We start from the raw sequence: 10,446 nt of genomic DNA on the forward strand, positions 1-10,446 counted from the left end.
ACATACCAATATCGGCCTTTCCGCCCGCCGGTGTGGTTTCGGGTCGGGGGGGCACGGGGGCGGGGGGGGGCCCGCGCGCGGCGCCGGGCGGGTACGAATACTACCTTTTGGCAAATGTCCACCCGCTAGTCAAGACTCGCCTGTGCCGCTACAACTGAGGAATGCTTGAGCCTAAATCAGAAGCGTCCCGACTGCTCGGCCTCCGCTTGCGCGAGCGCCGCTTGGCGCTCGGTTTCAATCAGCAGTCCGTCGCGCTCCGCGCCGGGCTCAACGTGTCGAACTATGCCCGCATTGACCGCGGTCACGGCAACCCGACGATGTACACGCTCATCCGATTGGCGGCGGTGCTCCAGATCGAACTGAGCGATCTGATGATCGGTCTCGCCGTCGAGCAGCTGCCGCCCTCCCGCGACGCCTACATCGCGATAGATTTTCGTCGATCCCAGGAATCGATCGCGAACCGACGGCTCGGCTAGGTCAGGCTGCCGGTTTCTTGCCGTAGTCGGTGTTGTATCGGGCGAGCACGTCGGTGATCGGCCCGTCGAGCACTAGGTCGCCCTTGTCGAGGTAGAGACCGCGGGTGCAGAAGCGCCGCAGGTCGCGCTCATTGTGCGAGACGATGAACAGGGTGCGCCCGCCCGCCAGAAGTTCTTCGATGCGGCGATAGCACTTCTCCCGAAACGCCTTATCGCCGACGGCCAGAACCTCATCGACCAGCAGAATCGGTTCCTCGAGTCGGGAGATCACGGCGAAAGCGATGCGCACCTTCATCCCGCTGGACAAATGCTTGTACGGCGTGTCGATGAAGTCGGCGATTTCGGCGAATTCGATGATCTCGTCAAAGCGTTCGGTGATCTGCTTGCGTGTCATGCCGTGCAGTCCCGCCGTCAGGTAGACGTTGTCGCGCACGCTGAGGTCGTCGACGAACCCGCCCGTGATCTCGATCAGCGGCGCTACACCCTCGGTCACGTGCACCGATCCCTTGTCGGGCAGTACAACGCCGGTGACCAACTTCAGCAGGGTGGACTTGCCCTGTCCGTTGCGGCCAACGACACCGATGGCTTCGCCCGGTTGTACGGTGAAGGTCACGTGCTGCAGGGCCCAGAACTCGCCCGGCCGGCTGCGCCGCGTGCTCGCGCCAAACAGGTCCTTGAAATTACGACGCCCACGCCGATTCCTGCGAAAGTGGATGCCGACATCCTGCAGCGAAATCACCGGCGCAATCGTGGACGACGCTTTCAGCTGGGCCACTAGATCTCCTTCAGAACGGCACGTTCGGTGCGGCGAAAGACCAACAGCCCGAGCCCGAGAAAGGCGAGGGACATGACCGCGCTGATGGTGACCGCGAACCAGTCCAATTGCTCGGGAAAGAATGCCGCCCGGTAGAGACTGAAAATGCCGTTCAACGGGTTGAAAGCGGCCCAGAAATGCAGTTCGGGCGGCAGGTCGGTGGTGCCGTAAATGATGGGTGAGGCGTAGAACAGAAAACGCAGAATGAGTTTGACGGCCCGTTCTAAATCGCGAAAGAACACCACGAGCGGGGCGACGAGCAGCCCGACGCCAGTGGTCAGGATCGCCTGAATCACGACGGCGAGCGGAAAGAACAATGCGTCGGTGTTGAGTTCGGCGCCGTACAGGATCGCGAACAAGATGACCACCGGAATGGATGCGAGAAACTCGATGCCCTTGGACAGCACCAGGCGGTTCACCCAAATGGTGCGCGGGATGCGGGTGGAGCGGATGAGCTTCGCCTCGCGCAGAAAAGCCCGGGTGCAATCGGAGACGGCACCGTTGAACCACATCCAGGGCAACAGGGCGGTCAGGAGGAACACGATATATGGCACGTTGCCGACGCTGCGGTCGAACACCTGGGTGAAGACGAACCAGTAGATGCCTGCCATGACGAGCGGATCGAGAATGGACCAGAAGTAGCCGAGCACCGAGGTGGAGTAGCGCACCCGCAGGTCGCGCTGCGTCAGCAGCCAGAGGGAATGCCGATATCGGGCGATCGGCGTGCGCTGTTCGGGGCGCACCTGGGCGTAACTACTCACGCGGTCTATCGTATGGGAGCGCGAGGAGCGTTCCGTGCCAGTTGGGCAGACGAAACCCCACGCCGTGGCGCGGGGTTTCGGGTGGTGCGGTTCCTTGTTGCCTAGACGAACAGGTTGGCGCGTTCGAGGTCTTCAGCGAAGTCCACCTCGACGGCGTAGAAGTCGGAGATGTTCACCGGCTCGACGAGCATTCGATTCTGTTCGATGGCGAGTTCAATGCCGCGTTCGAAGTAGTCCTGGTCCGCCACCTTGCTCAGCTGGCGGATCAGGATTGCCTTGTCGGCGCCCGACACGTAGTTGATTCCGACAGCTTCGCCGAGGCCGCCCTTGACGGTCTTGGACAGCTCCTTGATGTAACCTTCGGTGCTCATCGTGTACTTGACCTCTTCATCGGACACCTTGTCGGTGTTCACGGTGACGAACGACTGGTCGCGGGCCATCAGGGCAGCAGCGCGGTCGAGAATGGCCGGGTCGAAGACCACGTCGCCGTTCATCCAGAGCACACCGCCGGACTTTGAGGCCTGCAGGGCGCGCAGCAGGCTCTTCGAGGTGTTGGTCTGGTCGTACTCCTCGTTGTAAACAAAGGATGCCTGCGGGAAGGCTTCGATGATGTGCTCGAGCTTGTACCCGACGACGATTGTCACCTTGGCAGCTTTGCCGAAGGCGTGTGCGATGTTGTCGAACTGCTGCTGCATGATGGTGCGGCCGTCGTTCAGTTCGGTGAGCGGCTTCGGCAGCGAGCGCCCGAGTCGGCTGCCCATACCGGCCGCCAGAATGACTACTTGCGTCGTCACGATTATCTCCTCAAGAATGGTTGGGGCAACGCCTGAAAACCCACCTAGTTCTAGAGACTGTTCTAGAGAGTTTGCTTAGGATTCACCCACATGTTCACGTAAAGACACACCGTTATGTCAATCTCACCATAACCTGTCAGGCGGTTCTGAGGGAAGAAACGGCTCAGCACGTGTCCATTTCGTGACCCGGCATGGAGCCTACTCACAGGTCGGGACGGCCGCTTTACACCCGTCCGCGCCCCCCGGCCAGCGGTCCTTGGTAGGTTAGCGGAGTGACTTTTGTGCCGGCCCACCCCGAACCCGACGATGAGTCTCTCGCGGATCGTGCCGCCGAATCGGAAGCGCCGCTCGCCGCCACGCGAACGGCCAGTGAGCCGGCCGTTCGCCAGCCAGCGGTGCGTAAACCGGCCGTTCGCGCTAAGACGGCGGGCAAACCGGCCGCTTCGAAACCGGCCGCTTCCAAGCCGGTAGCCGCCAAGCGGACCGTTTCCAAGTCGGCAGCGGCCAAGCCGAGCGTTTCTCGCCCGTCTGTTTCCAAGCCGGCCGACACGCAGCCAATCACTGAAGCTGGCGTGACCAAGCCTCTCGTGAGTAAGCCAGCAGCGCGTAAGCCGGCAGTGCGTAAGCCAGCGGTGCGTAAGCCGGCCGTGCGCAAGCCAACGACAGCGAAATCACCTGCTGCTGCAGAGCCCCTCAACACGAAGCCGACCGAGGTAACGGCACTCGCCGAGAACGCAACCGACGAAACCATGCGACCGTACGCGACCCGTGATGCGCTGGTCACGACCACAACGGCAAAGCCGCTTGTACCGCCGATTGCACCGCCGCGTGAACTGATAGACAAGCCAGCACTCACAACGACGCCGAAGACCACACCCAGGCCAGCTGCGAAGACCATCCCCGCGCCACCGGCCAAGCCGGTGACGCAGCCGACACCCGAGTCAGCCCCTATCGTTCGCGCGCCGCTGGTTCGCGCGCCGATCGTCATTGAAGCCCGCGGACTGGTCAAACGGTTCGGCCACAATGTCGCGGTCTCCAATCTCGACCTCTCGGTACGAGCCGGGTCGTTCTACGGCATCGTCGGACCGAACGGGGCCGGTAAGACCACGACCCTCTCGATGATCACCGGGCTGCTGCGCCCGGCCGCCGGAACCGTCACGGTTCACGGTATCGACGTCTGGGCCCGACCGAACGAGGCTAAGCGCATGATCGGCATTCTGCCCGACCGGCTTCGACTCTTCGACCGCCTGACCGGCGCGCAGCTACTCTATTACGCGGGTACGCTGCGCGGCCTCGACAACGACACCGTGCGCAGCCGGTCGGCTGACCTCGTCGCGGCGTTCGGCCTCGAGGACGCCCTGAATCGTCTTGTCGCGGATTACTCCGCTGGCATGACCAAGAAGATCGCCCTGGCCTGCGCGATGATTCATTCCCCGCGCGTACTCGTGCTCGACGAGCCGTTCGAATCCGTTGACCCGGTTTCCGCGGTCAACGTCACCGAGATTCTGCAGAAATACGTGGCCGCCGGGGGAACCGTCGTACTGTCCAGCCACGGCATGGACTTGATCCAGCGGGTCTGCGACCACGTCGCCATTATCGTGCAGGGCCGTGTTCTGGCAGCGGGCACCATTGACGAGGTCCGGGGCCAGAAGACTTTGGAGAATCGTTTCGTCGAGCTCGCCGGTGGACGCAAGGTCGCGGAGGGCATGGAATGGTTGCACAATTTTTCGGACTGAAACTTCGGCTGCTCGCCAATCTGTTTCGTCGCAGTCCTTGGCAGGTCGTCGGCCTCGTCGTCGGACTGCTCTATGGCCTCGGCGTCGCCATCACCCTTCTCGTTGCACTGATCACCCTTCGATTCGTCGGTGACCCGGTTCTCATTCGTAATTCACTCACGGTGGCCGGATCGGCCGTGACGCTTGGCTTTCTGGTCATCCCGATCGTCATCGGCATCGACGACAGCATGGATCCCCGCAAATTTGCGTTCCTCGGTATCCCCAACCGATCCTTGTCGCTTGGCCTGGCCGGTTCGGCACTGATCGGCGTTCCGGCGCTTACCCTGATAATCGTTCTGCTCGGTACGGTATTCACCTGGTCGCGCGGCGTGGGTGAAACCCTGCTCGCCCTGGTGTCGGCCGTGCTCATCCTCGCGACCTGCATTCTGCTCTCGCGAGTGAGCTCATCTCTCGCGGCGTTGCTCCTGTCCACCCGACGGTCGCGCGAGTTCACAGGAATGATCGGTGTCGTTTTGCTGGTGTTGATCTCTCCGCTGGTTGTGGTGCTCCTCAGCACGGACTGGAGCCGTCACGGACGCACCCTGCTGGGCACCCTGGCTGCAATTCTGGGCTGGACGCCGCTCGGTACAGCGTGGGCTGTTCCCGGGGACGCCTCCACCGGAGCCTGGGGCGCGGCCATTCTCAAGTTGCTCATCGCCGCGGCATCGGTCTATGCCCTCTGGCTGATCTGGCAGCTCGTCGTGGCCCGCATGCTGGTGTCGCCGGGCCGCGAGGCCGCAGCGAAGCAGTATTCCGGGTTGGGCTGGTTTGACCGGCTGCCGCACAGCTCCGTCGGTGCGATCGCCGCACGCACCTTCACCTACTGGGCGCGCGACTCGCGCTACTGGGTGTCGTTGATCATGATTCCGATCGTGCCGATCATCGCCATTCTGCCGCTGAGTATCGCCGGCGTGCCGCTGCACTACCTGGCACTCGTGCCGGTTCCACTGATGTGCGTTTTTCTTGGTTGGACAATGCACAATGACGTCGCCTATGACAGCACCGCGATCTGGCTGCACGTGGCGTCGGGAACGCGCGGTGTTGCCGACCGTATCGGCCGGCTCATTCCCGCGCTCTTCATGGGCATACCACTCATTGGGATTGGCTCGGCCATCAGCATTTCCTTCTATAGAGACTGGTCCGTGCTGCCGTCGATGCTGGGTGTGAGCACGTGTATCCTTTTGGCGGGTTTGGGCTTCTCGAGTTACACCTCCACCCGGTTTCCCTACCCCGTGACCAAACCCGGTGACAGTCCGTTCGCTCAGCCGCAGGCCTCCGGCACCGCGTCGGCACTCGTGCAGTCGCTCACCTTCACGGGATCGATCATCGTGGCGTCGCCGGCGCTTATCTTCGCCTACCTCGGAATCTTCGAGGACCCGGCCTGGCACCTGCGCGCCCTCGGCGCGGGCCTGGGCCTCGGTGTGGTTGCAGTGGTCGTCGGAATCTGGGTCGGCTCGCGTGCCTTCGACCGGCGCGGACCGGAGATGCTCGCTTCAGCCCAGCGCGCCTGACCCGCAGGCGTCACAGTGCTTAGACTGGTTCCATGACTGAAATCATCCGTGCGAGCATTGCAGAGCCCGGCCAGCCCGGCAGCGGAACGTCCACGCTCGACCGTGAGCTCGAAGAACTCCTGGACCAGGAGCAGATCGAACCCGGCGACCACGAACGGTTTTCGCACTACGTACCCAAAGACAAGATTCTCGAGTCGGCCATTTCGGGTAAGCCGGTCAAGGCCCTGTGCGGCAAGAAGTGGCTGCCGGGCCGCGATCCGGAGAAGTTTCCGGTGTGCCCGACCTGCAAAGCCATCTATGAGAAGATGAAGGCCAAGTAGCTGGTCTAGCGATACGAGGTCGGAATAACGGCCTCTCCGCGCCCCAGCCGGAACGCCTCGATCGGTAGTTCCTGCATAACGGATGCGTTGTGCGCACGTGCGCGCAGCGTTCCGGCCGTTCCCAGATAGCGTTTGTCGATGGTGCCGTCGATGATGAGAGGGACCAGAAGCGCACGTTCCAGTCCGCTGCGAGAATCGAACTGTCCTTCGGTGCCGGGGCCCTCTCCCAACAGAACGATCTCTTCCTGGGCGGTACCGACGGCATCCACTCGGCGCAGGGCGCTCTTGCGGCCACCGATGGAAAGTTTCGCGGTCGACGTTTTTGCAACGGAGATCCAGTCGTCGCCGTGACCCTTGTGCGCGACGAGTTTGTAGACCAAACCGGCGGCCGGTTCGCCCGACCCGGTGACGACCGAGGTGCCGACGCCGAAGGCATCCACCGGGCTCGCCGACAAAGCCGCAATGGCGAACTCGTCGAGGTCACTCGTAACGGTGATCTTCGTGTTGACGGCGCCGAGGGCGTCGAGTTGGGCCCGTGCCGCCGCCACAACGGTGGGCAGATCGCCCGAATCGATGCGGATCGAGCCGAGCTCCGGTCCGGCGACCTTGACCGCCAGGGCGATGCCGGCCGGCACATCGTAGGTGTCCACGAGCAGCGTTGTGGCAGCACCGAAGGCATCCACTTGCGCTTGGAAAGCTTCCTCCTCGCTGTCGTGCAGCAGAATGAACGAGTGGGCGGCGGTTCCCATGGTCGGCAGGCCCCACTGGCGTCCGGCTTCGAGGTTGCTCGTCGACGCAAAACCGGCGATGAACGCGGCACGGGCCGCCGCGACCGCTGAGTGCTCGTTGGTGCGGCGTGATCCCATCTCGGCGATCGGCCGACCGAGGCTGACCGAGACCATGCGGGCGGCCGCGCTGGCGACCGAGATGTCGTAGTTGAGCACGCTGAGAATGAGGGTCTCCAGAATGACGCCCTCGGCGAAGGTGCTCTCCACCAGCAGCAGGGGCGACCCGGGAAAGTAGGCTTCGCCCTCTTGGTAGCCCCAGACGTTGCCGCTGAAGGCGTAGTCGGCCAGATAATCGAGGGTCGGCGTGCGCACGACGGCGTTCTCGGCGAGCCAGGTCAGTTCCTCGGTGGTGAAGCGAAACTGGGCAATCAGCTCGAGCAGGCGACCGGTACCGGCGACGATGCCGTAGCGGCGGCCGGTGGGCAGGCGTCGGGCGAAAGCCTCGAACATGCACTCCCGATCGGCGGTCCCGCTTTGGATGGCGGCGTCCACCATCGTGAGCTCATACCGGTCGGTGCGAAAAGCGGGGGTTATGGCGGCCTGGCCGCGGTCTGCTAGCACGGGGAAAGCGGGGGACTGGGTCACCCGGCACAGCTTATCCGCTCCCTCGGGCTAGGCTTGATCTCCGTGACGGATGCACCGATTGGTATTTTCGATTCCGGAGTGGGCGGCTTGACCGTCGCCCGGGCGATCAAGGACCAGTTGCCCAACGAATCCATTCTCTACATCGGCGATACGGCCCACTCGCCGTACGGGCCTAAGAAGATCGCCGACGTGCGTGGTTTCGCCCTCGACGTGCTCGATGATCTCGTCGCGCAAGACGTGAAACTGCTGGTGATCGCGTGTAACACGGCGTCGGCGGCGATGCTGAGGGATGCCCGCGAACGCTACAGCGTGCCCGTGATCGAGGTGATCCAGCCGGCCGTTCGCCGTGCGGTCGCGACCACCCGCAACCGGCGGGTGGGGGTCATCGGCACCCTCGGCACCGTCAACTCGCGCGCCTACAACGATGCCTTCGCTGCGGCCCCGCAGATCACACTGTTCAGCAAGGCCTGCCCACGTTTCGTCGAGTTCGTCGAGGCCGGCGTCACGACCGGCGCCGAGGTGCTCGCCGTCGCCGAGGAATACCTCGCACCGCTGCGTACCGCCCAGGTGGACACGCTCGTGCTCGGCTGTACTCACTATCCCTTTCTGCGCGGCGCGATCTCCTACGTGATGGGCGACGGCGTCACCCTGGTCTCGAGCGATACCGAAACTGCCAATGACGTGTACCGGGTGCTGGTAAGCCAGGGCCTGGAACGCTCACGCACGAGCCCACCCAGTTACCGGTACGAGGCCACCGGTGACAGCGCCGAGGACTTTCTGGCCCTCGCCCACCGTCTGATCGGACCCGAGGTCAGCCGCGTCGACCTGATCGAGACCGGCACGCTCAACCTGAGCGAGCTGGCGACGCCCCCCTTTTCCCAGCTGCACCCGAACCATTAGGAGTACACCGTGACCGAGACCCCGCGCGCCGACGGGCGCACCAACGACGAACTGCGCCCGATCACGATCGAACGCGGCTGGAGCGACCAGGCCGAAGGCTCGGCACTGATCTCCTACGGCCGCACCAAGGTGCTCTGCACGGCGTCGTTCACCAACGGCGTTCCGCGCTGGATGAGCGGTAAAGGCAAGGGCTGGGTAACGGCCGAATATTCAATGCTCCCGCGCTCGACCAACAGCCGCATGGATCGCGAATCGGTCAAGGGCAAGATCGGTGGCCGCACCCACGAGATCAGCCGCCTGATCGGCCGCAGTCTGCGCGCGGTTGTGGACATGAAAGCACTCGGCGAGAACACCCTCGTGCTCGACTGCGACGTGTTGCAGGCCGACGGCGGAACCCGCACGGCGGCCATCACTGGCGCCTACGTGGCCCTCGCCGACGCCCTCGAGTGGGGACGTACAAAGAAGTTCATCTCACAGAAGGCACAGCCACTCATGGACAGCGTCTCGGCCGTGTCCGTCGGCATCATCGGCGGGGTCCCCATGCTCGACCTCGCCTACACCGAAGACGTGCGCGCCGACACCGACATGAACGTTGTGGTCACCGGGCGAGGTAAGTTCGTCGAGGTGCAGGGCACCGCCGAAGCGGCGCCGTTCGACCGCAGTGAGCTTGACACGCTGCTCGACCTCGCCCTGAAGGGCGCCGTCACCCTGACCGAATTTCAGACCAGCGCGTTGGAGCGCTGAGCGGTGCAGATCGTTCTCGCCACGCACAACGCCCACAAGGTCGAGGAGTTGCGGCGCATCCTGGCCCCCCAGCTGCCCGGCGTCGAGGTGCTCGCCTACGACGGCCCCGAACCGGTCGAGGACGGCATCAGCTTCACCGAGAACGCGCTGATCAAAGCCCGTGCGGCGGCGACCCACACCGGACTGCCGGCGATCGCCGACGACTCGGGCATCTGTGTCGACATTCTTGGCGGCGCCCCTGGCATCTTTTCGGCACGCTGGTCGGGCCCGGCCAAGGATGCCGGCGCGAACCTGCGCCTGCTGCTCTGGCAGCTCAGTGATGTTCCTGAGCAGCACCGCGACGCCCACTTCACCTGTGTCGCCGCTCTCGCCCTGCCCGACGGCACCGAGCGGGCCGTGACCGGCGAATGGCCGGGACAGCTGCTGTTCGAACCCGCCGGCGCCAACGGTTTCGGCTACGACCCGATCTTTCTGCCCGAGGGCTACGCCATCTCGGCCGCCGAGCTCTCGGCTCACGTCAAGAACCAGGTCAGCCATCGGGCAATTGCCTTTGAGGGTCTCGTGCCGGTGCTGCGCGAGGTGCTGGGCACCTGAGAACGGCATTCATTCCCAACTAGCTGACCGGCTGGCGAGCGGCCCGAGACAGCCCTAACGTTGAGCTATGGGCCACGATCACGCGCACGCCACCGGATCGAACCGGAGGCGATTGTCGATCGCCATTGGCATCGTGGCATCGGTGCTGCTGCTCGAAGTGCTCGGCGCCTGGCTCACCGGCTCGCTCGCCCTGCTGGCCGATGCCGGACATATGCTGTCCGATCTGGTCGGTCTCATCGTCGCACTGACCGCGACCGTGGTCGCGGGCCCGCCCGCCCCCCACCCCGCCCCTTTTTGGTTTTACGGGGCCCCAGTGGTGGGGGCCGGCAAAAAAAGTCGGTGGCTATATTGGGGGGGGGGGGGTGTGTCGCGACCGGGCCAGAC

12 protein-coding genes are annotated in these 10,446 nt (G+C 64.0%); 8 read left to right on the forward strand and 4 right to left on the reverse strand.

The window, feature by feature from the left end:
• Positions 1 to 161: 161 nt before the first annotated feature.
• Positions 162 to 476 carry a helix-turn-helix transcriptional regulator gene (locus tag LH475_RS05150; RefSeq protein ID WP_196844552.1) on the forward strand — a complete coding sequence of 105 codons (315 nt, stop codon included), beginning with the start codon at positions 162 to 164 and terminating at the stop codon, positions 474 to 476.
• A 1-nt stretch (position 477) separates the two neighbouring features.
• Here the strand turns inward: LH475_RS05150 and LH475_RS05155 are convergent, their stop codons facing one another.
• The 3 genes from LH475_RS05155 to LH475_RS05165 all read right to left on the reverse strand — a co-directional run bounded on the left by LH475_RS05155 (position 478) and on the right by LH475_RS05165 (position 2,845).
• A complete protein-coding gene (locus tag LH475_RS05155) occupies positions 478 to 1,224 on the reverse strand; it encodes an ABC transporter ATP-binding protein (protein WP_196844581.1) in 747 nt (248 codons plus the stop codon).
• Between the two features lie 26 nt (positions 1,225 to 1,250).
• Positions 1,251 to 2,051, reverse strand: a complete 801-nt coding sequence (locus LH475_RS05160) for an ABC transporter permease (protein ID WP_297413041.1) — start codon at positions 2,049 to 2,051, stop codon at positions 1,251 to 1,253.
• A 101-nt stretch (positions 2,052 to 2,152) separates the two neighbouring features.
• Complete coding sequence (locus LH475_RS05165) at positions 2,153 to 2,845, reverse strand: phosphocholine cytidylyltransferase family protein (protein WP_196844551.1); 693 nt, start codon at positions 2,843 to 2,845, stop codon at positions 2,153 to 2,155.
• 950 nt (positions 2,846 to 3,795) lie between these two features.
• On the opposite strand from LH475_RS05165, the gene LH475_RS05170 reads away from it, so the two are divergent.
• Genes LH475_RS05170 through LH475_RS05180 form a run of 3 tightly spaced genes read left to right on the forward strand, consistent with a single transcriptional unit; the run spans position 3,796 to position 6,451 of the window.
• Positions 3,796 to 4,581, forward strand: coding sequence for an ABC transporter ATP-binding protein (locus LH475_RS05170; RefSeq protein WP_297413045.1), 786 nt, complete (start codon positions 3,796 to 3,798; stop codon positions 4,579 to 4,581).
• The gene (locus tag LH475_RS05175) at positions 4,557 to 6,131 is read left to right on the forward strand and encodes a hypothetical protein (protein WP_297413042.1); all 1,575 of its coding nucleotides are present in this window, start codon (positions 4,557 to 4,559) and stop codon (positions 6,129 to 6,131) included. Before LH475_RS05170 ends, LH475_RS05175 begins: the two co-directional genes overlap by 25 nt.
• Before the next feature lie 32 nt (positions 6,132 to 6,163).
• A complete protein-coding gene (locus LH475_RS05180) occupies positions 6,164 to 6,451 on the forward strand; it encodes a DUF3039 domain-containing protein (protein ID WP_196844549.1) in 288 nt (95 codons plus the stop codon).
• 5 nt (positions 6,452 to 6,456) lie between these two features.
• On the opposite strand, the gene LH475_RS05185 is transcribed toward LH475_RS05180, so the two are convergent.
• Positions 6,457 to 7,773 (reverse strand): nicotinate phosphoribosyltransferase, encoded by a 1,317-nt coding sequence (locus LH475_RS05185; RefSeq protein WP_297413046.1) that lies wholly within the window; start codon positions 7,771 to 7,773, stop codon positions 6,457 to 6,459.
• Positions 7,774 to 7,866: 93 nt separating this feature from the next.
• Here LH475_RS05185 and murI point away from each other — a divergent pair, with 93 nt between their 5' ends.
• The 4 genes from murI to LH475_RS05205 all read left to right on the forward strand — a co-directional run.
• Positions 7,867 to 8,724, forward strand: coding sequence for a glutamate racemase (murI, locus tag LH475_RS05190; RefSeq protein ID WP_196844547.1), 858 nt, complete (start codon positions 7,867 to 7,869; stop codon positions 8,722 to 8,724).
• A 9-nt stretch (positions 8,725 to 8,733) separates the two neighbouring features.
• Positions 8,734 to 9,468, forward strand: a complete 735-nt coding sequence (gene rph / locus LH475_RS05195; RefSeq protein WP_196844546.1) for a ribonuclease PH — start codon at positions 8,734 to 8,736, stop codon at positions 9,466 to 9,468.
• A gap of 3 nt (positions 9,469 to 9,471) precedes the next feature.
• Positions 9,472 to 10,062, forward strand: a complete 591-nt coding sequence (gene rdgB, locus LH475_RS05200) for an RdgB/HAM1 family non-canonical purine NTP pyrophosphatase (protein WP_297413043.1) — start codon at positions 9,472 to 9,474, stop codon at positions 10,060 to 10,062.
• A gap of 67 nt (positions 10,063 to 10,129) precedes the next feature.
• The coding region (locus LH475_RS05205) for a cation transporter (protein ID WP_297413044.1) at positions 10,130 to 10,446 on the forward strand (317 nt) is incomplete at its 3' end.

Origin of the sequence: Cryobacterium sp., from assembly GCF_026786305.1 — a bacterium.
Taxonomy (GTDB): Bacteria; Actinomycetota; Actinomycetes; order Actinomycetales; family Microbacteriaceae; genus Cryobacterium.